The 20827-nt window shown below is 57.7% G+C and carries 20 protein-coding genes; 12 read left to right on the top strand and 8 right to left on the bottom strand.

Annotated elements, in window-relative coordinates:
* Positions 1-114 precede the first annotated feature (114 nt).
* Positions 115-1692 carry a hypothetical protein gene (locus tag EV102420_RS01645; protein ID WP_131405986.1) on the bottom strand — a complete coding sequence of 526 codons (1578 nt, stop codon included), beginning with the start codon at positions 1690-1692 and terminating at the stop codon, positions 115-117.
* A gap of 141 nt (positions 1693-1833) precedes the next feature.
* Between EV102420_RS01645 and EV102420_RS01640 the strand changes: the two genes are divergently transcribed.
* The 4 genes from EV102420_RS01640 to speB all read left to right on the top strand — a co-directional run bounded on the left by EV102420_RS01640 (position 1834) and on the right by speB (position 6273).
* Positions 1834-3012: an oligogalacturonate lyase family protein gene (locus EV102420_RS01640; protein ID WP_042388094.1), complete on the top strand. Its 1179-nt coding sequence runs from the start codon at positions 1834-1836 to the stop codon at positions 3010-3012.
* A 14-nt stretch (positions 3013-3026) separates the two neighbouring features.
* Entirely contained in the window at positions 3027-4310 is a 1284-nt protein-coding gene (locus EV102420_RS01635; protein ID WP_042388092.1) for an ABC transporter substrate-binding protein, read from the top strand.
* A gap of 50 nt (positions 4311-4360) precedes the next feature.
* Positions 4361-5176 (top strand): sugar phosphate isomerase/epimerase family protein, encoded by an 816-nt coding sequence (locus EV102420_RS01630; protein WP_042388090.1) that lies wholly within the window; start codon positions 4361-4363, stop codon positions 5174-5176.
* 176 nt (positions 5177-5352) lie between these two features.
* Positions 5353-6273: an agmatinase gene (gene speB / locus EV102420_RS01625; protein ID WP_042388088.1), complete on the top strand. Its 921-nt coding sequence runs from the start codon at positions 5353-5355 to the stop codon at positions 6271-6273.
* A gap of 47 nt (positions 6274-6320) precedes the next feature.
* Here the strand turns inward: speB and loiP are convergent, their stop codons facing one another.
* Positions 6321-7079: a metalloprotease LoiP gene (loiP, locus tag EV102420_RS01620; protein WP_042388086.1), complete on the bottom strand. Its 759-nt coding sequence runs from the start codon at positions 7077-7079 to the stop codon at positions 6321-6323.
* Between the two features lie 279 nt (positions 7080-7358).
* On the opposite strand from loiP, the gene tkt reads away from it, so the two are divergent.
* Positions 7359-9350, top strand: a complete 1992-nt coding sequence (gene tkt / locus EV102420_RS01615) for a transketolase (protein ID WP_042388084.1) — start codon at positions 7359-7361, stop codon at positions 9348-9350.
* Positions 9351-9395: 45 nt separating this feature from the next.
* On the opposite strand, the gene EV102420_RS01610 is transcribed toward tkt, so the two are convergent.
* The 5 genes from EV102420_RS01610 to EV102420_RS01590 are packed head-to-tail and all read right to left on the bottom strand — an operon-like array spanning position 9396 to position 12453.
* Entirely contained in the window at positions 9396-10061 is a 666-nt protein-coding gene (locus EV102420_RS01610) for an energy-coupling factor ABC transporter ATP-binding protein (RefSeq protein ID WP_042388082.1), read from the bottom strand.
* Positions 10055-10732, bottom strand: coding sequence for an ABC transporter ATP-binding protein (locus EV102420_RS01605; protein WP_042388080.1), 678 nt, complete (start codon positions 10730-10732; stop codon positions 10055-10057). The genes EV102420_RS01610 and EV102420_RS01605 overlap by 7 nt, the downstream gene beginning before the upstream one ends.
* Complete coding sequence (locus tag EV102420_RS01600; protein WP_042388077.1) at positions 10720-11427, bottom strand: energy-coupling factor transporter transmembrane component T; 708 nt, start codon at positions 11425-11427, stop codon at positions 10720-10722. Before EV102420_RS01600 ends, EV102420_RS01605 begins: the two co-directional genes overlap by 13 nt.
* Positions 11428-12006, bottom strand: a complete 579-nt coding sequence (locus EV102420_RS01595) for an ECF transporter S component (protein ID WP_042388076.1) — start codon at positions 12004-12006, stop codon at positions 11428-11430.
* Positions 12007-12030: 24 nt separating this feature from the next.
* On the bottom strand, positions 12031-12453 hold the full coding sequence (locus EV102420_RS01590) for a PPC domain-containing DNA-binding protein (RefSeq protein ID WP_370678334.1): 423 nt from the start codon (positions 12451-12453) through the stop codon (positions 12031-12033).
* Between the two features lie 371 nt (positions 12454-12824).
* Here EV102420_RS01590 and epd point away from each other — a divergent pair, with 371 nt between their 5' ends.
* The 6 genes from epd to EV102420_RS01560 all read left to right on the top strand — a co-directional run bounded on the left by epd (position 12825) and on the right by EV102420_RS01560 (position 18931).
* The gene (epd, locus tag EV102420_RS01585; protein WP_042388073.1) at positions 12825-13844 is read left to right on the top strand and encodes an erythrose-4-phosphate dehydrogenase; all 1020 of its coding nucleotides are present in this window, start codon (positions 12825-12827) and stop codon (positions 13842-13844) included.
* A gap of 49 nt (positions 13845-13893) precedes the next feature.
* Complete coding sequence (pgk, locus tag EV102420_RS01580; protein ID WP_042388072.1) at positions 13894-15057, top strand: phosphoglycerate kinase; 1164 nt, start codon at positions 13894-13896, stop codon at positions 15055-15057.
* Positions 15058-15123: 66 nt separating this feature from the next.
* Entirely contained in the window at positions 15124-16200 is a 1077-nt protein-coding gene (gene fbaA, locus EV102420_RS01575) for a class II fructose-bisphosphate aldolase (protein ID WP_042388071.1), read from the top strand.
* 217 nt (positions 16201-16417) lie between these two features.
* Positions 16418-17287 carry a small-conductance mechanosensitive channel MscS gene (locus tag EV102420_RS01570; RefSeq protein WP_042388069.1) on the top strand — a complete coding sequence of 290 codons (870 nt, stop codon included), beginning with the start codon at positions 16418-16420 and terminating at the stop codon, positions 17285-17287.
* A 132-nt stretch (positions 17288-17419) separates the two neighbouring features.
* Positions 17420-18049, top strand: a complete 630-nt coding sequence (gene argO / locus EV102420_RS01565) for an arginine exporter ArgO (protein ID WP_042388067.1) — start codon at positions 17420-17422, stop codon at positions 18047-18049.
* A 105-nt stretch (positions 18050-18154) separates the two neighbouring features.
* Positions 18155-18931 (top strand): oxidative stress defense protein, encoded by a 777-nt coding sequence (locus tag EV102420_RS01560; protein WP_042388066.1) that lies wholly within the window; start codon positions 18155-18157, stop codon positions 18929-18931.
* A 48-nt stretch (positions 18932-18979) separates the two neighbouring features.
* Here the strand turns inward: EV102420_RS01560 and argP are convergent, their stop codons facing one another.
* Positions 18980-19873, bottom strand: coding sequence for a DNA-binding transcriptional regulator ArgP (gene argP, locus EV102420_RS01555; RefSeq protein ID WP_042388065.1), 894 nt, complete (start codon positions 19871-19873; stop codon positions 18980-18982).
* 175 nt (positions 19874-20048) lie between these two features.
* Here argP and rpiA point away from each other — a divergent pair, with 175 nt between their 5' ends.
* On the top strand, positions 20049-20708 hold the full coding sequence (rpiA, locus tag EV102420_RS01550) for a ribose-5-phosphate isomerase RpiA (protein ID WP_042388063.1): 660 nt from the start codon (positions 20049-20051) through the stop codon (positions 20706-20708).
* Positions 20709-20827: the final 119 nt, after the last annotated feature.

The following is a 20827-nucleotide window of genomic DNA, read 5'->3' as shown; positions in this document are numbered from 1 at the left end:
TTCCCGGGTCGTGATGGCCTTCGCTTTTTCTCCCGTTATCCAGCTTCCGTGCGTTTTTCTACTCGCTCCGGCAATTTACTTCCCGCTGTGGTACCGCCATGCTTACACCATCGCTTAATCGTGTTGCAGGCTGGTAATCAGGGTAGCGATGCGCTGCGGATTGAGCAGCGTTTCGAAAGCAAGCGGATGCTGTGCGCCGTGCTGCTCAAACCACGCCGTAAGCTCCCGGTTGTGACGACTGAATTCGTGCAGGGCGGCACTGAGCTGGGAGCGGATCTCCGCCTGCTCACCATATTTACGCAGCCAGAGCTTGAGCGTGAGCGCCTGAGTAAACGCGCTGTAGAGGTGAGTGTACTTCAGCGCCCGGGCAACGCTGCCGCTGATGGCCTGCCGGGTTTCATCCGCCAGCGGGCAGTCGGGCAGAAGCTTAAGCGAGCGGCTGTACATGTAGTCGGCAAGAAAGCGACTGCGCTGGATCTCCAGCTCGATCAGCTGGCGCTGCTGATACCCCAGGTCAGGATCGTCGCTGGGCATCAGAGGTTGAAAGGACTGCGTCCAGTTGGCGCTGCGGGTATCGAGGTGAAGCAGATGCAGGGCATGGGCAAAATCCGTTGGAAGGCGGCTATGGCTCTGCAAGACGCGACCCAGCAGAGTCGGGGTCTTACAGCTCCACTCGTGGCTGGCAACGATAATATCGCCGATCGCGCTGAGATCGTGGGAAGAGACAGACGACGCAGCACGCTGCTGCAGCCAGTGGTTCACAATCTGGCGGGGAGGCACGTCCGGCTCATTAACCAGGCGGGACAGGCCGGACAGATTAAGCTCATTGAGCGAATCGGATAGCGCCAGATCGGGCAGCCACTCCCAGTCGACGCGTACGGTAATGGCCTCGGGCGCGCTGTCGGCGTGCTGGCCAAGCCAGGCGAGCCGCTGCTGGATCTCCTCCAGCAAATAGCAGGGCAGCAGGGTCCAGCCATACTCCAGGCCCCAGAGATCCAGCTCCAGCCATTTTCGGTTGTCGAGGATATTAAGCAGGTTAGGGTTATTGGCAAAGCCCGGGCGGTAATCAAGCTCGGTAGCCTTAACCGAGGCGCGGACATCATCAGGAAGCGCCTCCAGGGCGACGCGCAGCATTTGCCGGGGCCAGCTTTTGTCCTGGTAATCACGCAGGATCAGCTGACGTCCCAGCTGGCGGATGCCCTGGTACAAGGTTTTTAATGACGTTTTCCAGCGCTCACTGCTGACGTCAGGAGTCGATAGCGAGAGGCGCAGACCGCGTACGGCAGGCAGCGCGGCCAGGATCTGCGGAATGCTGTGCTGAAAGAAATAGTCAATAAACTCGCTCGCGCTATTTTCAGAGAGAAAGAACTCCGGGAACTTTGCCTTTAATTCATGGCTATCGGGCGTCGCTTCGCCCTGTAACCAAAACTGTAAGCCGCGGCGCTGCAAATATTCTCCGGCCCGTTGCAGATAAATAAGCGCATTTTCCTGAGCCAGTTTCAGGTTAATTAACTCGGTGCTATTACAGCGCGGTGACGGCGCGGCCAGGCGGGCTAATAACGACTGCTGATGAATAATGAGACCCTGAAAGCCGTAACGTAGCGCCATCTCTACGGTTTTTTCTAAACAGGACCAGCGCCATATTTCAGGGGAGTTAATTTCCATTAACAGATAAGGCTTCGTGGTTGTCATTACGCCCATCCCGCTAGCAACGTTGAGCGGGAATGCTAGAGGCGGCGCGGTGAAAGGTCAAACATCGCTGCGTGGGTAGACCAGAAAGTGTGAGCCTGCTCGAAGGCGGCCAGGCTGATTGGGTATCAATGAGAGGAAGGTATGGCTAAAGGTACAACGCTGCAACTGAACTATGAGCGCTATATTGATGAAGACACCGGTGCAAAGGTTACCCGTTTTACGCCAACGGATGTTATTTGCCACCGCAACTACTTTTATCAGAAGTGCTTTATTGACGGTGGAAAGAAACTTATTTTTGCCGGCGAGTTTGATACCCATCGTAATTATTATCTACTCGACCTGGCTACCGGCATTGCCACGCAAATAACCGAAGGGGCAGGGGATAATACCTTTGGCGGCTTTTTATCTCCCGATGAAAACTATCTCTATTACGTTAAAGGCGAGCGCAATCTAATGCGCGTCACCCTGGAGACGCTCCAGGAAGAAGCGGTATACCGCGTTCCCGATGAGTGGGTAGGGTACGGTACCTGGGTGGCGAACTCCGCTTGCGACAAGCTGGTTGGAGTAGAGATCCATCGCGACAGCTGGCGGCCCATCAGCGACTGGACTGTCTTTCAGGAGTTCTATGCTGAAGAGCCGCGCTGCCGGGTGATCCGCATCGATCTGCGCACCGGGGAGCGGGAGACGTTGCTGGAGGAGAACCAGTGGCTGGGGCACCCCATCTACCGGCCGTTCGATGATAACACCGTGGCCTTCTGCCACGAGGGGCCACTCGATCGCGTCGACGCCCGTATGTGGCTGATGAATGAAGATGGCAGCAACATCCGCAAGGCCCGGGAGCCCGCGCCGGGGGAGAGCTACACCCATGAGTTCTGGGTGCCGGATGGTTCGGCCCTGATGTATGTCACCTATGTCAAAAACAGCCCCGTACGCTATCTCTGCCGCATTGACGGTGAGACCGGTGAAGATGAGCGCCTGATGGCCATGCCGCCCTGCTCGCACGTCATGAGCAACGACAACGGTTCGCTGGCGGTAGGGGACGGTTCTGGCGTGCCCATTGATATCGCTGATAACGCGGGCTACGGCGATACCAGCGACCCCTGGCTTTGGCTGTTTGATTTAAAGAACAAGCAGGCCCACAAAATTGCCCGCCACGGCTCGTCATGGCAGGTGTTGGACGGCGATCGGCAGGTGACCCACCCGCATCCGTCGTTTACTCCCGATGAGAAAGCGGTTTTGTTCAGTACCGATAAAGACGGCAAGCCAGCGCTCTACCTGGCCGAAATCCCAGAAGACGTCTTACGCCAGATCCACGGTTAAACAAGGAGCCTCCCATGCATAAGCTTATCGCCCCCGTTGCCGCATCGTTTTTGCTGGCGTGCTCCTGTCTTACGGCTGCCCAGGCCGCGGAGATCCGTATCTCATGGTGGGGCGGTAACAGCCGCCACCAGGCCACGCTGGAGGCCATCAAACTGTTTGAAGAGAAGTATCCGGATATCAAGGTGAAGGCGGAATATGCGGGGTGGGAAGGCTACCTGTCGCGCCTGACGGTGCAGATAGCCGGAGGAAACGAGCCGGATGTGATCCAGACCAACTGGAACTGGCTACCGCTCTTCTCAAAGGACGGCAACGGTTTCTACGATCTCTATAGCCAAAAGGCGGTGATCGATCTCCAACAGTACGATCCGCAGTCGTTAAGCAGCACCACGGTCAACGGCAAGCTGAACGGTCTGCCGGTGGCGGTCACCGCCCGCAGCTTCTACTACAACAAAAAGCTGTGGGAAGAGATGGGCGTTAGCTATCCGCAGAGCTGGACGGAGCTGATGGCGGCCGGAAAAGCGTTCGCGGCAAAAGATAAAGAGAAATACCCGCTGGTTCTCGACTACATGGAGTCGCTGACGCTGGTGCAGTCCTGGATGGTGCAGAAGTACAACATCCCGGCCATCGACGAGAGCACGGGTAAATTCACCTACACCCCGCAGCAGTGGGAGGCTTTTTTCCAGATCTATAAGGATCTGGTGGATAGCCACGTTTTCCCCTCCATGCGGGTGCTGACCTCGTACGGCAAAACCAACACCTGGGAAATGAGGCCCTGGATCCAGGGCAAGTGGGGCGGTGTCTATATGTGGAACACCAACGCCGTGATGTATGAGAACAACCTGACCGCGCCTTACGACAAGCTGGAGCTGGGGCCCTTCTTTATGCTGCCGGGAGCCAAAGATGCCGGGCTGTTCTTTAAACCAACGATGATGTTCAGCATCGGCAAATCGACCAAGTATCCGGCGGAGGCCGCGAAGCTGATCGACTTCCTGATGAACGATCCGCAGGGCGTCAAGGCCATGGGGCTGGAGCGCGGCACGCCGCTGAGTAAAAAGGCCTACCAGCAGCTGAGCGAGGAGGGTGTTATTCAGGAGGACAATATCACCGTGGCCGGGATTAAATCCTCGCTGGCGCTGCCCCATGCCATTCCCACCTCGCCCTATTTTGATAACCCAAAATTCGTTGAGCTGTGGCGCAACACCATCGAGAACATCGATCATGGCAAGCTGACGGTGAAAGAGGCGGCGGAGCAGTTCCCGCGCAATGCCGGACGTATCTTAAGTAAAGCCGCTAAGTAATATGCCGGGCCGGAACCCCCACGTTCCGGTCACGCTATCGGGGTGGATAAATGATTAAATTTAGCGCGACGCTAACGTGCCGGTACGACACGCTCTTTTCGCCTTTTACCGCGAATGAGCTGGAGCAGGGCCTGGCATGGCTGGCGCAGAGCGGTTTCGACGCCGCCGAACTCTGTATTAATGATTACGAAGGGATGAACATCCCCAGGCTGAAACAGCGGCTGGATCATTACGGGCTGGGCTGTACCACCATCGCGACCGGTCAGGCCCGCAAGCGTGACGGTTTGTCGCTGCTCGCCAGCGGTAGGGCGATTATCGAGCGCACCCGGCAGCGCCTCTCTGAGCATATTGATGTCGCCGCCCAGCTGGGGAGCCATGTTACGATTGGCTCGCTGCGGGCAACGGACCGCACCTTGAGCAAAACGCAGTATATGCATGAGCTGGCCGAGGCGATGCAGCCCTGCGTTGAGCAGGCCAGGCGGTGTGGGGTGACGCTGATCGTTGAAGCGCTTAACCGGTACGAAATGGCGCACCTGCACAGCGCAGAGGAGATGATGACGTTTTTAACTCTGAGCGATGCGCCAGAAAACGTCGGCGTGCTGTGGGATATTTTCCACGCCAACATTGAGGATCGCGACTTTACGGAGGCGATTGCTACCCTGGGATCGCGTCTCAAACACGTCCACTTTGCCGACTCCAACCGCGCGTTTCCAGGGTATGGCCATCTCCCGGTGGACGATATCTACCGGGCGTTAAAACGCGCTGGCTATGACCACGCCGTCTCGCTGGAGTGCCTCTGCGTCCCATCGACGCAAACGTTGATTGAGGAGGCCGGGCCGCTCATTGCCCGTCTGCGTGAACTATAATCGTCGATAGAGACGTAAATGCAGGGGGCGTGGGCAGATTATTTTGGACTTACTTGAACCGGTACAGATTAACGGCGATAATCCGCCCCAGACAAGCAGTCCCCCCATTCAAACCCTTCCTCGTCGGGCTAACGACGCGGAGGGGTTTTTTTATCGACGAAAAAGAGGTCATAGCCATGAGCACCTTAGGTCATCAATACGATAACTCTCTGGTATCTAACGCATTTGGTTTTTTACGCCTGCCGCTGAATTTCCAGCCGTACGACAGCGATGCTGACTGGGTTATTACCGGTGTGCCGTTTGATATGGCGACGTCCGGACGCTCCGGTAGCCGTCAGGGCCCGGGCGCTATCCGTCAGATTTCTACCAACCTGGCGTGGGAGCACTGCCGCTTCCCGTGGGACTTCGATATGCGCGAGCGCCTGAACGTGGTTGACTGCGGTGACCTGGTCTACGCCTTTGGCGATGCCCGTGAGATGAGCGAGAAGTTGCAGGCTCACGCCGAGCGTCTGCTGGCGGCTGGCAAGCGTATGCTCTCTTTTGGCGGCGACCACTTTGTCACGCTGCCGCTGCTGCGCGCGCACGCCAAACACTTCGGCAAGATGGCGCTGGTGCACTTTGATGCGCACACCGACACCTACTCCAACGGCTGCGAGTTCGATCACGGCACTATGTTCTATACCGCGCCGAAAGAAGGCCTGATCGATCCGAACCACTCGGTGCAGATCGGGATCCGTACCGAGTTTGATAAGGACAACGGTTTTACCGTGCTCGACGCCTGCCAGGTCAACGATCGTTCCGTTGACGACATCATCGCTCAGGTGAAGCAGATCGTCGGCGACATGCCGGTCTATCTGACGTTTGATATCGACTGTCTGGATCCGGCCTTTGCGCCGGGTACCGGTACGCCGGTGATTGGTGGCTTGACCTCCGATCGCGCAATTAAGCTGGTACGCGGCCTGAAAGATCTGAATATCGTAGGGATGGATCTGGTGGAAGTCGCCCCGGCGTACGACCAGTCGGACATTACTGCCCTGGCCGCAGCGACCCTGGCATTAGAGATGCTCTACATCCAGGCTGCTAAGAAAGAAGCGTAAGTGATTCAGGCCGGGTAAGGCGAAGCTACTACCCGGCCTGCTGAGATTTACTTAATTCCGTCTGCTTCCATACGTTCGCGAATGTGCTGTGCACGGGCTTCGGAAGCCGGGTGATCGTCAAACATTGTGCTTTGACGGCCCGCTTCCTGCTGGGCCAGCTTCTCGAAGCTGGTGGCTAAGCCTGACGGATTGATGCCGCGTTTGCGCAGCAGATCGTAGGAGTAGTCATCCGCTTCTGCCTCCTGGCGCTGGGAGAACTGTGCGTTCACCAGCTTCTCGCCAAGATCGCCGAGCTGCGACTGGGAGAGGCTACCCACTACGCCACCCGCCGAGGCGGCGGCAACGCGTACGGCGTTGGTGCCCAAGGCAACCTGCATACCGCGCTTCACGTGGCCGAGCGCAACGTGGCCCATTTCGTGGCCGATCACCGCTTCGACCTCGTTGTCATTCATCATATCCATCAGTCCGCTGTAGACGCGGATACAACCGTTGGCCATCGCAAAGGCGTTAACGTCTTTGGTGATATAGACGTTGTAATTTACCGCCTGGCCGTTGATGTTGTCGCCCAGCGCAGAGGCGATCTTATCCAGTCGCTGGCGATAGGGACTGTTAGCAGGCGCAAGCGTTGCTTTGCTGTCCAGCTCTTTACAGGATTCGTCGCTCAACGCTTTTACCTGTGCATCCGAAAGTGAGTAGGCCTGGAATGCCTCAGCGCCCGAGCTTAATAAACCGTTTGAATCCATGTTCTGACAGCCGGTTAATGCCGCTGCCACACCCAGAGCGAGCAATGCTTGCCGAATTTTCATTGGTTATCTTCCGCATCAATATATTGATAATTTTAATGGTCTTCCCGACGCAGGGAGGCGGGAACCTTCCCTGAGTATAAAGAAAATCGCAAGCCGTGGGCGAGTGTTTGCGCAACCTGCGAGCGGCTTCCAGAGATTTCTGAAATGGCAAAAGGATGGTCCATGTACATGGCTAGCCGCTTGGGTTACATTGTTGACACTTTTTTCCGGCGTAGCCCATATTGCGCTGTAGTCAAGTCGCTACGGGCATGGCCTTTAACAGTCCGATCTGGAGTCAAAATGTCCTCACGTAAAGAGCTTGCCAATGCTATTCGTGCGCTGAGCATGGACGCAGTACAGAAAGCCAAATCCGGTCACCCGGGTGCCCCGATGGGTATGGCAGACATCGCCGAAGTCCTGTGGCGTGATTTCCTGAACCACAACCCGGCTAACCCAGCCTGGGCCAACCGCGACCGTTTTGTGCTGTCCAACGGCCACGGCTCCATGCTGATTTACAGCCTGCTGCACCTCTCCGGCTATGACCTGCCGATTGAGGAGCTGAAGAACTTCCGTCAGCTGCACTCAAAAACCCCGGGCCACCCGGAAGTGGGCTACACCGCTGGCGTTGAAACCACCACCGGCCCGCTGGGCCAGGGCATTGCCAACGCCGTAGGCATGGCGATTGCCGAGAAAACCCTGGCGGCACAGTTCAACCGTCCTGGCCACGACATCGTTGACCACTTCACCTACGCGTTCATGGGCGACGGCTGCATGATGGAAGGCATTTCTCACGAAGTGTGCTCCCTGGCCGGTACCCTCAAGCTCGGCAAGCTGGTGGCGTTCTATGACGACAACGGCATCTCTATCGACGGCCACGTTGAAGGCTGGTTCACCGACGATACCGCAGCACGCTTTGAGGCTTACGGCTGGCACGTCGTACGTGGCGTAGATGGCCACGATGCCGACGCGATCAAACGCGCCGTTGAAGAAGCCCAGTCCGTTACCGACAAGCCGTCCTTGCTGATGTGTAAAACCGTGATCGGCTTCGGCTCCCCGAACAAGGCGGGTACCCACGACTCCCACGGCGCACCGCTGGGCGACGCGGAAATCGTTCTGACCCGCGAGCAGCTGGGCTGGAAACACGCGCCGTTCGAAATTCCGTCTGACATCTACGCCCAGTGGGATGCGAAAGAAGTTGGCACGGCGAAAGAGAACGCGTGGAACGAGAAGTTCGCTGCCTATGCCAACGCCTTCCCGCAGGAAGCCGCCGAGTTTACTCGCCGCATGAAAGGCGACATGCCAGCTGACTTTAGCGCGAAAGCGAATGAGTTCATCGCTAAGCTGCAGGCTGACCCGTCCAAAATTGCCAGCCGTAAAGCGTCTCAGAACGCCATCGAAGCCTTTGGCCCGCTGCTGCCAGAATTCCTCGGCGGCTCCGCTGACCTGGCACCGTCTAACCTGACCATCTGGTCTGGCTCTAAAGCCATCAACGAAGATGCAGCAGGAAACTACATTCACTACGGCGTGCGCGAGTTCGGCATGACCGCCATTGCCAACGGTATCGCCCTGCACGGTGGTTTCGTGCCATACACCTCTACCTTCCTGATGTTTGTGGAGTATGCCCGTAACGCAGTGCGTATGGCTGCGCTGATGAAGCAGCGTCAGGTGCTGGTCTATACCCATGACTCCATCGGTCTGGGTGAAGACGGCCCGACTCACCAGCCGGTAGAGCAGGTGGCTTCCCTGCGCCTGACGCCGAACATGAGCACATGGCGTCCGTGTGACCAGGTTGAATCTGCGGTGGCGTGGAAGTATGGCGTAGAGCGTCACGACGGCCCGACCGCACTGATCCTCTCCCGTCAGAACCTGGCTCAGCAGGAGCGTACCGAGCAGCAGCTGGCCGACATCGCCCGCGGCGGCTACGTGCTGAAGGACAGCGACGGTCAGCCGCAGCTGATTTTCATCGCCACCGGTTCTGAAGTTGAGCTGGCTGTTGCCGCATGGGAGCAGCTGACTGCCGAAGGCGTGAAGGCGCGCGTGGTCTCCATGCCGTCTACCGACGCGTTCGACAAGCAGGATGCGGCGTACCGCGAGTCCGTGCTGCCGAAAGCAGTTACGGCGCGCGTGGCCATCGAAGCGGGTATCGCCGACTTCTGGTTCAAGTATACCGGCCTGAACGGCGCTATCGTCGGGATGACCACCTTCGGTGAGTCTGCTCCGGCAGAGCAGCTGTTCGAAGAGTTCGGCTTCACCGTGGAAAACGTGGTGGCGAAGGCAAAAGAGCTGCTGTAATCCGTTAACGCCCGGCGGCGCTGTGCTGGCCGGGCCTACGAGCGGTTACAGACTGCAATTGTCTTCGGCAATGCCGCCGTCAGCCAGGCGCACGATCCGCGGGAAGTTGCGGCGGATAAAATCGTAATCATGGCTGATGGCGAGCACCGTGGTGCCACGCTGGCGGCAAAGTGCCAGCCAGTTTTCGAATATACCCAGCCAGCGATCGTCAAAATCGCGGCTGGGTTCATCAAGCAGCAGCATCGGCGGCGACAGCGCCTCCAGGCTTGCCACGGCGACCATTCGGCGCTGGGCAACGTGGAGATCGAGCGGATGCGCCTCGGCTACCTCCTCAAGCTGGCACAGCGTTAGCGCCTCTTCGACTCTTCGTTGGATCTCATCCTGGGGCAGCTTCTGCAACCGCAGGCCATACGCCACCTCGGCAAAAACTTCGCTCTGCACGATCTGATTTTCCGCCTCCTGAAACAGCACGCCGGTAAGCCTTGCCCGCTCCTGTGCCTTAAGGCGCGATAGCGCATGGCTTTGGATTGAAACGCTTCCCGCATCAGGGGCAAGCAGCCCGGCCATAATACGCAGCAGCGTGGATTTACCCGCGCCGTTATCGCCAATCAGGGCCACGAACTCGCCTGGCGCCAGGTGGAGCGACACGCCGCGCAGACAGCGCTGCTCCGCCTTTGGCCAGCGAAAATCGACGTTTTCTACTTTCAGCATAGCGGCGTTAATCCCTCGGTTGTGAGCTGCCAGGCCTGCTGGCAGAGAGGACGCATCGGCTCAAGCCTGCGCTCGAACAGCACGATCAGCGCCTGCTGTGCCGTAGCCCAGGCGGCGAGGCGTTCGAGCATCTGCTGCGTGGCCTGGGGCGTCAGGCGGCTGAAGGCCTCATCCAGCAGCAGGATTTTGGGCTGCATTGCCAGCGCGCAGGCAATCACCACGCGTTGCGTCTCCCCGCCGGAGAGCGTCGCCGGGTGACGGTGGCGCAGCGGTTGGCAGTCGGTCAGGGTCAGCGCCGCGTCAATGCGGGCAAAGATCGCCTCCTCGCTCAGGCAGAGGTTCTCCGGCCCAAAGGCAATCTCCTCCTCCACGCTGAAGGTGCAGCCCGAGAGCTGAAGATAGGGCGACTGCTGCACCAGCTGAATGGTCTGCGCCTGCGCGGCAAGTGAAAGCGTGCCGATCGGCTGTCCAAGCAGGCTACCCGCGCCGTTAACGGTGCCGGGAAGAAAGTCCGGATACCAGCCCGCCATCAGCTGCGCCAGAGTGCTTTTTCCGCTGCCGTTGTCGCCGATAATCGCCACCATGCCGGGCCGCGCATAATGAAAATCGTACGTTCGCGGCGCGGCGCTGGCGTGCAACGGCTGATAGCAAAATCCCTCTAACGTAACCATAGCCATACGCCAGCCTCCGCGACGATCAGCGCCACCATGCCGTAGCGCACGGCACGTTGAAGGACGCTGTCCTTCGGTGCCCACAGCGTGGTGCGGGTACGATGCAGGCGAAAGGCCCGCATATCCAACGCCGCGCCGCGCACGGCGAGATCGTTAAGCGTGCCCTGGGTCAGAGGCAGTACCAGGGCCGGGATCGCCCGCAGACGTTGATACCAGCGCCCATCCAGCGGCACGCCCCGGGCACGCTGGGCTTCATGAATACTGGCTAGCCGATGCTTAAGCTGCTCGACGATCAGCAGAGGGCCTGAAAGCAGGTAGGCGAGACCCGGCGGCAGGCGGCTGGCAAACAGCGCGCGAATAAACTGCCGGACCGGCACACAGTGCATCCAGAGCTGGGCGGTCGAGACGATCGCCAGAATACGCAGCCAGAGCGTAACGGCCTGCGCCCAGCGCCGAGGATCGCGTGGCTGCCCGCTAAGCCATTCGGTCAGCCAGCCGCCGTGCACCAGCCAGAGCCCTGCGCCCAGAGAAAACATCAGCCAGACGACGTAGCGCGCCCGCCTGCGGGTAGCGCGAAAAAGCAGCAGGCTGGCAAAGGCGGCTGCACTCCAGGCGGTGAGCGCCACGCCTGCGGGCATCAGCAGCGTAGAGAATGCGGCGAGCCCCCACAGCGTGAGCGACGTAAAGGGGTGCATTTAACGCACGGCGGCCATGGTGGGGAAGTGACGGGTGGTGCGCAGGGGCAGCTGGCGCAGCAGGATCCAAACCACGATCGCCGTGAGGATCTTATCCACCAGGTTAGCTCCAAGCACGGTGATCGCCACGGACTCAAGCAGATCCTGGCCCATGGAGTGCATCCAGGCGACAAAGAGATCGGCTCCGCTGCCGGTCACCCCGCCAAACAGGGCGGTACGCAGCGGTACGGCCACCACCGTGACCGCGAGCGTAATAACGATGCCGCTGACGATCACCTTCGGCAGGGTGCGGAACCAGCCCAGTCGGGCCAGCCAACCGGCTACCAGCCCAATCACCATCGCCACCGGGGCAAAGGCGGCGGCGATGGGATCGGTGAGCAGCCCCCAGAGCAGATTGGTCAGCAGGCCGGTGAGCATGCCGATAAACGGCCCCAGCAGCACGGCGCTCATCAGCGTGCCGATAGAGTCGAGAAAGATCGGCAGCTTCAGCAGGCTAATCAGCTGGCCGCCGATCATATTGATGGCGATGGAGATAACGATCAGTGCCAGCGTCTGGCTGGCGAGTTGGCGACGTGCCATAGTGACCTCGTAGAGTTAGGAAGATTAGCGCGCGTTGATAACCAGCTCGTCATAGCCCGAAGCAGCACAGGGCTGGCGGCTGAAAGCGAGCGTGGCCAGCTCGCCGATCACCAGTTCAAGCGTGGTGCGAACCGTACAGCCAGGCATGACGTGCCCGCCGGTCATCACGCCATTCTCATCGGCCACGCTGAGGTGCAGATGCTCACCGGCCAGCTCCAGCGTGCCGCCAAGGGAGATCGCTTCGAAGGTGCCATGGAGATAAGTGGTCTCGTCACGGGCGGCGAAGCGCAGCGCCACGTCCGTCAGGCTGCCGGTGCAGCCAGCAATCCATGCCGCCTGGATTGCGTGACGCTGGGTAAATGCACGCAGGGCAGTGAGCAGCTCATCGCCGGGAAGCAGCCGTAGGGCATAGAAACGCGCGCTGGATGGAGAGGTGCCGGGGGTCATGGTCATAGGCCTCGTAAACGCCAAAGTGGCAGCGATCATAAGAGCGACAGCAATTCGTTTTAATGATGTATATCAGGAAAAGACCGCGACCGATGGCAGTTTTCCGTATAAAGGAATACGGATCCCGGCAATGGAATAATTCTGCCGTAGGTTGGCGGTAAAGTGTGACGCAGATCAGATAACTAGCTTAACCCCGCGGCGACAGATTCCCTTTATTCCGCGTTTCGCTTACCCTAGCTGAAGCGTTTCAGTCGAAATTCCGTTCGACATTTAACCACTTAGTCACAGTTTGTGACAGGCGAGGTTTCCCTGACTATGCCGCTGCATTACTCTGTCAGCCATCGACTCAGGGATAGCTTTGCAGGAGACTTATGACCCTACGCATCGCGATAAATGGCTTTGGTCGCATCGGGCGTAACGTGGTTCGTGCTTTGTATGAATCCGGACGCCGGGCGGAGATCGCCGTAGTGGCCATTAACGAGCTGGCGGATGACGCAGGCATTGCGCATCTGTTGAAGTATGACACCAGCCACGGCCGCTTTAGCCAGCGTGTTCATCACGAGGGCGGACAGCTATTTGTCGGCCATGACGCGATCCGTCTCCTACACGAGCCAACCCTTGATGCGCTACCCTGGCGCGAGCTTGAGGTCGATGTCGTGCTGGACTGCACCGGCGTCTACGGCAACCGTCAGCACGGCGAGGCGCACCTGGCCGCCGGGGCAAAGAAGGTGCTCTTTTCCCATCCGGGCAGCAGCGATCTCGACGCCACCGTGGTCTTCGGCGTCAATCAGGACGATCTGCGTGCGGACGATTGCATCGTCTCTAACGCCTCCTGCACCACCAACTGCATTATTCCCATTATCAAGTTGCTTGATGATGCCTTTGGCATTGAGTCCGGGACGGTCACCACCATCCACTCGGCGATGCACGATCAGCAGGTCATTGACGCTTACCATCCGGATCTGCGGCGTACGCGAGCTGCCAGCCAGTCGATCATTCCGGTTGATACCAAGCTTGCGGCAGGCATTACGCGCTTCTTTCCAAAATTTAACGATAAATTTGAAGCGATTGCCGTACGCGTACCGACAATCAATGTCACCGCAATCGACCTCAGCGTAACGGTAAACAGTCCGGTAAATGCCTACGAAGTCAACCACTTGCTGCAAAAGGCGTCACGGGAAGCATTTCATGGTATAGTTGACTATACGGAATTACCGTTGGTCTCAACTGATTTTAACCACGATCCGCACAGTGCCATTGTCGATGGCACACAGACGCGGGTCAGCGGTGCACATCTGATCAAAACGCTGGTCTGGTGTGATAATGAATGGGGTTTCGCTAACCGAATGCTCGACACGACGTTAGCGATGGCCGCGAAAGGTTTTAGGTAGGACGCGTCTTGCGTCTGCAAAACTTTAAGAATCAACGAGAGGATTCACCATGTCTGTAATTAAGATGACCGATCTGGATCTAGCTGGTAAACGCGTTTTTATCCGTGCGGATCTGAACGTACCGGTTAAAGATGGTAAAGTAACCAGCGATGCGCGTATCCGTGCCTCCCTGCCGACTATCGAACTGGCCCTGAAACAGGGTGCAAAAGTGATGGTCACCTCTCACCTGGGTCGTCCGACCGAAGGCGAGTACAACGAAGAATTCTCTCTGCTGCCGGTTGTTAACTACCTGAAAGACAAACTCTCTAGCCCGGTACGTCTGGTGAAAGACTACCTGGACGGCGTGGAAGTGGCTGACGGTGAGCTGGTCGTTCTGGAAAACGTTCGCTTCAACAAAGGCGAAAAGAAAGACGACGAAACCCTGGCGAAAAAATATGCTGCCCTGTGCGACATCTTCGTAATGGATGCATTTGGTACTGCACACCGTGCACAGGCCTCTACCCACGGCGTCGGCAAATTTGCTGACGTGGCGTGCGCAGGCCCGCTGCTGGCAGAAGAGCTGGACGCGCTGGGTAAAGCGCTGAAAGAGCCGGCTCGCCCGATGGTGGCTATCGTTGGCGGCTCTAAAGTCTCCACCAAGCTGACCGTGCTCGACTCCCTGTCTAAAATCGCTGACCAGCTGATCGTCGGTGGCGGTATCGCCAACACCTTCGTCGCCGCTCAGGGCCACAACGTGGGCAAATCCCTGTACGAAGCTGACCTGGTCGACGAAGCGAAACGTCTGCTGCAGACCTGCGACATTCCGGTCCCGACTGACGTACGCGTTGCTACCGAGTTCTCCGAAACCGCGACCGCGACCCTGAAATCTGTTAACGACATCAAAGATGAAGAGCAGATTCTGGATCTGGGCGATGTGTCCGCTGAGAAACTGGCTGAAATCCTGAAAAACGCCAAAACTATTCTGTGGAACGGCCCGGTTGGCGTTTTTGAGTTCCCGAACTTCCGTAAAGGGACTGAGATCGTAGCCAACGCCATCGCTGACAGCGACGCGTTCTCTATCGCAGGTGGCGGTGATACCCTGGCAGCGATCGACCTGTTCGGCATCGCTGACAAAATCTCCTACATCTCCACCGGTGGCGGCGCGTTCCTTGAATTCGTGGAAGGCAAAGTGCTGCCAGCCGTAGCGATGCTCGAAGAGCGCGCTAAGAAGTAATGCCTGAGCAGGCGGATCGCTCCGCCTGATTTCAGACCCGTTTTCTGTAAATACAGGATTTACAACATGTCTAAAATTTTTGATTTCGTAAAACCAGGCGTGATCACCGGTGATGACGTTCAGAAAGTATTCCAGGTAGCTAAAGAGAACAACTTTGCTCTGCCAGCCGTTAACTGCGTGGGTACCGACTCCATCAACGCCGTTCTGGAAACTGCTGCGAAGGTAAAAGCGCCGGTTATCGTTCAGTTCTCCAACGGTGGTGCTGCGTTTATCGCCGGTAAAGGCTTTAAAGGCGAAGGCCAGCAGGCGGCTATTCTGGGTGCTATCTCTGGTGCGCACCACGTTCACCAGATGGCTGAGCACTACGGCGTGCCGGTGATCCTGCACACTGACCACTGCGCGAAGAAACTGCTGCCGTGGATCGACGGTCTGCTGGACGCTGGTGAAAAACACTTTGCCGCTACCGGTAAACCGCTGTTCTCTTCCCACATGATCGACCTCTCTGAAGAGTCCCTGGAAGAGAACATCGAGATCTGCTCTAAATACCTGGAGCGCATGTCCAAAATGGGCATGACCCTGGAGATCGAACTGGGCTGCACCGGCGGTGAAGAAGATGGCGTGGACAACAGCCATATGGACGCCTCTGCCCTGTACACCCAGCCAGAAGACGTTGACTACGCGTACACCAAGCTGAACGCGATCAGCCCGCGTTTCACCATTGCGGCGTCCTTCGGTAACGTGCACGGCGTGTACAAGCCGGGCAACGTTAAGCTGACCCCGACCATCCTGCGCGACTCTCAGGAGTATGTTTCTAAGAAACATAACCTGCCGCACAACAGCCTGAACTTCGTGTTCCACGGCGGTTCCGGCTCTTCCGCTCAGGAGATCAAAGATTCCGTAAGCTACGGCGTGATCAAAATGAACATCGATACCGATACTCAGTGGGCGAACTGGGAAGGTATCCTGAAGTACTACAAAGAGAACGAAGCTTACCTGCAGTCTCAGCTGGGCAACCCGAAAGGCGAAGACCAGCCGAACAAGAAATACTACGATCCGCGCGTATGGCTGCGTGCCGCACAGGCCAGCATGGTGACGCGTCTGGAGCAGGCATTTAAAGAGCTGAACGCGATCGACGTTCTGTAATTTAAAGCGTGTAAAAGTGAGTGGCTCCCTACGGGGGGCCATTTTTTTTGCCTGTATAGGGTGAACACAGTCTGAAAAGTTAACCTTATTGCGGGCGTTTTGTGCGACCGGTGCGTTTAGGATTTGGCATAGGTGTCGTTTTTTGTTTACGCTTTGCAAACCTGCTTCACGTTTTACGTGATTTTTAACCCATTTAGGTAAGCATAAGGAACAGTGAATGGACGATCTTAATGTGCTGGGTAGCATAAATAACGCCGGCGGCTGGCTGGTGCGCAACCAGGCGCTGCTGCTGAGCTATGCCGTCAACATCGTTGCTGCGATTGTCATCCTCACTATCGGGATGGTGGTGGCCAAGGCCATTTCTAAGACTCTCAATCGGGTGATGGTAGCCCGGCATATCGATCCAACGGTAGCTGACTTTCTCTCTGCGCTGGTGCGCTACGGCATTATTGCCTTTACCCTGATCGCCGCGCTGGGACGGATAGGGGTGCAGACCGCATCGGTGATTGCCGTGCTGGGCGCCGCGGGTCTGGCCATTGGCCTTGCGCTTCAGGGCTCGCTGTCTAACCTCGCCGCAGGCGTACTGCTGGTGACCTTCCGTCCTTTCCGCGCCGGTGAGTATGTGGATTTAGGCGGCGTGGCGGGCACCGTTCTGCATGTGCAGATCTTCTCTACCACCATGCGCTCCGCAGATGGTCGCTACATTGTGATCCCCAACGGCAAGATCATTGCCGGAAACATCATTAACTTCTCCCGCGAGCCGGTTCGCCGTAACGAGTTCATTATCGGTGTTGATTACGATGCGGATATCGATCTGGTGAAACAGCTGCTCACCGAGATTATCGAGTCTGACGATCGTATTCTGAAAGATCGCGAAAGAACCGTGCGCATGAACGAACTGGGCGCATCCTCAGTTAACTTTGTGATCCGCACCTGGAGCAACAGCGGCGATCTGCAAAACGTCTACTGGGATGTGCTGGAGCGCATCAAGAAGACGTTCGATGCCCACGGCATTGGTTTCCCATATCCGCAGATGGACGTGCACTTCAAGCGTGAGAAAGCCGCTGAGCCTGCCGAGCAGCAATAACCTCTTCAGGGCCAGCATAGCTGGCCCTGCTTCTTATTAGCACTACTGATTACTGATTAGAATTTTAAATTTCCGCTTATAATAAGGGCGCGGTATAGTCTCCGCCATGAAGATTAGGTAGAGGCTATAACGGTGTTAAGTTATTATTTTCAAGGGCTTGCATTAGGTGCGGCGATGATCCTGCCGCTGGGCCCGCAAAATGCGTTTGTGATGAATCAGGGGATCCGCCGTCAGTATCCATTGATGGTGGCTGGGCTGTGCGCCCTTAGCGATCTGGTTCTGATCTGCGCCGGGATCTTCGGCGGCAGCGCGGTGCTGATGCAGTCGCCGTGGCTCATGGCGCTGGTCACCTGGGGCGGCGTTGCGTTCCTGCTCTGGTATGGCTTTGGCGCGCTAAAAACGGCCTTTAGCCAACAGCTTGAGCTGGCTAATGCAGAAGTGTTAAAACAGGGGCGCTGGCGGATAATCGCCACGATGCTGGCAGTGACCTGGCTCAACCCTCACGTCTATCTCGACACCTTTGTGGTGCTCGGCAGTTTAGGTGGGCAGCTGGCGGCAGAGCCGAAGCGGTGGTTTGCGCTCGGGACGATTAGCGCCTCGTTTATCTGGTTTTTCGGCCTGGCGCTGCTGGCAGCCTGGCTTGCGCCTCGCCTACGCACCGCCAGGGCGCAGCGTATTATCAACGTCGTCGTTGGCGTGATCATGTGGTTTATCGCGTTTCAGCTGGCGAAGGAAGGTATTCATCATTTGCAGGTGCTGTAGCTCAGCGTTACCAGGCTAAGTCCGATGGACAACCGCGCCGAAAACGTTAAGCTTGCAGCCAAACGTCCGCGTCCGCGGCGAATATTCAGACAAGGAGAAGCTACGGTGAAGTTCAAAGTGATGGCCCTTGCGGCATTAGTTGGATTAGGTGCGCTGTCGGTTCAGGCAAATGAGCTGCCAAACGGCCCGCATATTGTGACCTCGGGTACGGCGAGCGTTGATGCCGTGCCGGATATCGCCACTCTGGCGATTGAAGTTAACGTTGCAGCAAAAGATGCCGCCTCGGCGAAGAAGCAGGCCGACGATCGCGTTGCGCAATACCTGAGCTTCCTTGAGCAGAACGGCGTGGCGAAGAAAGATATCAACTCCGCTAACCTGCGTACCCAGCCGGACTATGACTATCAGAATGGCAAAAGCATTTTGAAAGGCTACCGGGCGGTGCGTACGGTAGAGGTGACGCTGCGCGAGCTGGATAAGCTTAACTCGCTGCTGGACGGCGCGCTGAAAGCCGGACTGAACGAGATCCGTGCGGTTACCTTGGGCGTTGCGCAACCGGAAGCCTATAAAGACAAGGCGCGTAAAGCGGCGATCGATGACGCCGTGCGTCAGGCCGGACAGCTGGCGGCGGGCTTTAAGTCCACCCTGGGGCCGGTGTACAGCGTGCGCTACCACGTCTCTAACTATCAGCCTACCCCGATGGTACGCATGATGAAGGCAGACGCGGCAACGGCGTCGGCTCAGGAGACCTACGAGCAGCCAACGATCCAGTTCGACGATCAGGTTGACGTGGTGTTTGAACTGCAACCGCAGGCGGGTCAGACTTCTCAGTCTACGCCAGCGCAGTCGACACCCGCTCAGTCAACGCAGCCAGCCCAGCAGTAACCTTCTCTTATCCGGCCGGGATCAAACCTGGCCGGATACCTTCCCGATTTAATCCTGACGCAGCACGCGGCGACCGTGGGCCAGCAGCGCTTCGGTAACGTTGCGCATCATGCGGCTCTCCGGCGCGAAACGGTGCCAGAAGAGCATCCGCCGCTGGAACAGGCCCGGCGTCAGATCGATCAGCTCGCCGCTGTCCAGTTCGCGTTCAATTTGCAGGTGCGGGATCATGCAGCAGGTCGTTCCCTGGCGCGCCAACTGTACAAAGGCTTCGGACGAGTTAACGATGTGGCACGGTACGCTGCCCGGCGGCAGGTCGAAATTCTGCTGCAAAAAGGCCTGGTGCATGTCGTCGAGATGGTCAAATGCTACCGCCGGGGCCTTCAGCAGCGCCGAGCGGGTAACGCCGTTGGGGAAGTAGCGTTCGGCAAACGCTTTCGAACCGACAAACAGATAGTCGAGTGCGCCGAGCCGATCCACGAGGCAGCTCGGCAGGGCCTGGGACTGGATACTGACCGCGCCGACCACTTCACCCCGACGCAGACGCTCCTGGGTACGGGTCTCATCTTCCACCTGGAGATTAAGGCGGATTGGTGAGTCAACCAATACCGGCGCCAGGGCAGGTAACAGCCAGGTCGCCAGGCTGTCGGCGTTGACCGCCAGCGAGAGCAGCAGCGGCGTGGAGCCGGTCTGCTCATCCCCCAGCCACTCCTCTTCTAACAGCTCAACCTGACGCAGCAGCGCCAGCAGCTTTTGACCCTGTTCGGTAGGACGCGGCGGCACGGTACGAACCAGCAGCGGCTGACCGAACATATTTTCCAGCTGTTTAATACGTTGTGAGACGGCGGACTGGGTAATACACAGCTTTTGCGCGGCGCGCTCAAACCCGCGTTCACGAATGACCGCATCAAGCGCCTGTAATGTTCTGTAGTCCGGACGTTTCATTGCTAAGAGGTGCTCCAAAGTGTGATTAACAGCACTATGACATAAATTTTGGTTCGATACAGACGAAATGCGCGCCTGCATTTTTCACTAGGAGTTGTGACATTGATCACAGGGACATTTTAACGATCGATGCCTTATAATGCGCGCTCAGTCTCCACACCACAGGCAAACGATCATGACGCAGGATGAACTCAAAAAAGCAGTAGGCTGGGCGGCGCTAAAGTACGTTGAGGCAGGCACCATTGTTGGGGTTGGCACCGGTTCAACGGCTGCACACTTTATCGATGCGCTGGGCACAATGAAGGGGCAGATTGAAGGGGCCGTTTCCAGCTCTGACGCCTCCACCGACAAGCTCAAATCCCTTGGCATCACCGTGTTCGATCTCAACGAGGTCGATCGTCTGGGCGTCTACGTTGACGGTGCTGACGAGATCAACGGCCAGATGCAGATGATCAAAGGCGGCGGCGCGGCGCTGACTCGCGAAAAGATCATCGCCTCCGTGGCGGATAAGTTTATCTGTATTGCCGATGCGTCAAAAGAGGTCGCCATTCTGGGGAGCTTCCCGCTGCCGGTAGAGGTGATCCCCATGGCCCGCAGCGCCGTTGCCCGTCAGCTGGTGAAGCTGGGCGGCCGTCCTGAATACCGTCAGGGCGTGCTGACCGACAACGGTAACGTCATTCTCGACGTGCACGGTCTGGAGATTATCGATCCTGTGGCACTGGAAAATGCGATTAATGGCATTCCAGGGGTGGTTACCGTGGGTCTGTTCGCCAACCGTGGTGCGGATGTGGCGCTGATCGGTACCGCCGACGGCGTGAAAACCATCGTAAAATGATCTGACGGCGAGACGCGCTCGCCTTAGAAAAAATTTCCCCTGGCTGAATTTGGTGACTTGTGTCACGTTTTCAGCCAGCGGCTGCTGATCCTGCCGCGGTTTCGCCGCTTTGCTAGCAT

The sequence above is a fragment of the Pseudescherichia vulneris NBRC 102420 genome (assembly GCF_000759795.1).
In the GTDB taxonomy this organism is placed as follows: Bacteria; Pseudomonadota; Gammaproteobacteria; order Enterobacterales; family Enterobacteriaceae; genus Pseudescherichia; species Pseudescherichia vulneris.
Note: the sequence above shows the minus strand (reverse complement) of the source record. Positions and strands in the feature narration are given on the sequence as shown.

Coding starts and splice junctions, on each gene's coding strand:
- rpiA (WP_042388063.1), top strand. CDS start 20,049: ATGACGCAGGATGAACTCAAAAAAGCAGTAGGCTGGGCGGCGCTAAAG.
- EV102420_RS01610 (WP_042388082.1), bottom strand. CDS start 10,061: ATGCTGAAAGTAGAAAACGTCGATTTTCGCTGGCCAAAGGCGGAGCAG.
- tkt (WP_042388084.1), top strand. CDS start 7,359: ATGTCCTCACGTAAAGAGCTTGCCAATGCTATTCGTGCGCTGAGCATG.
- loiP (WP_042388086.1), bottom strand. CDS start 7,079: ATGAAAATTCGGCAAGCATTGCTCGCTCTGGGTGTGGCAGCGGCATTA.
- EV102420_RS01605 (WP_042388080.1), bottom strand. CDS start 10,732: ATGGTTACGTTAGAGGGATTTTGCTATCAGCCGTTGCACGCCAGCGCC.
- fbaA (WP_042388071.1), top strand. CDS start 15,124: ATGTCTAAAATTTTTGATTTCGTAAAACCAGGCGTGATCACCGGTGAT.
- pgk (WP_042388072.1), top strand. CDS start 13,894: ATGTCTGTAATTAAGATGACCGATCTGGATCTAGCTGGTAAACGCGTT.
- EV102420_RS01600 (WP_042388077.1), bottom strand. CDS start 11,427: ATGCACCCCTTTACGTCGCTCACGCTGTGGGGGCTCGCCGCATTCTCT.
- argP (WP_042388065.1), bottom strand. CDS start 19,873: ATGAAACGTCCGGACTACAGAACATTACAGGCGCTTGATGCGGTCATT.
- EV102420_RS01595 (WP_042388076.1), bottom strand. CDS start 12,006: ATGGCACGTCGCCAACTCGCCAGCCAGACGCTGGCACTGATCGTTATC.
- EV102420_RS01640 (WP_042388094.1), top strand. CDS start 1,834: ATGGCTAAAGGTACAACGCTGCAACTGAACTATGAGCGCTATATTGAT.
- EV102420_RS01590 (WP_370678334.1), bottom strand. CDS start 12,453: ATGACCCCCGGCACCTCTCCATCCAGCGCGCGTTTCTATGCCCTACGG.
- EV102420_RS01645 (WP_131405986.1), bottom strand. CDS start 1,692: ATGACAACCACGAAGCCTTATCTGTTAATGGAAATTAACTCCCCTGAA.
- speB (WP_042388088.1), top strand. CDS start 5,353: ATGAGCACCTTAGGTCATCAATACGATAACTCTCTGGTATCTAACGCA.
- EV102420_RS01635 (WP_042388092.1), top strand. CDS start 3,027: ATGCATAAGCTTATCGCCCCCGTTGCCGCATCGTTTTTGCTGGCGTGC.
- epd (WP_042388073.1), top strand. CDS start 12,825: ATGACCCTACGCATCGCGATAAATGGCTTTGGTCGCATCGGGCGTAAC.
- EV102420_RS01570 (WP_042388069.1), top strand. CDS start 16,418: ATGGACGATCTTAATGTGCTGGGTAGCATAAATAACGCCGGCGGCTGG.
- EV102420_RS01630 (WP_042388090.1), top strand. CDS start 4,361: ATGATTAAATTTAGCGCGACGCTAACGTGCCGGTACGACACGCTCTTT.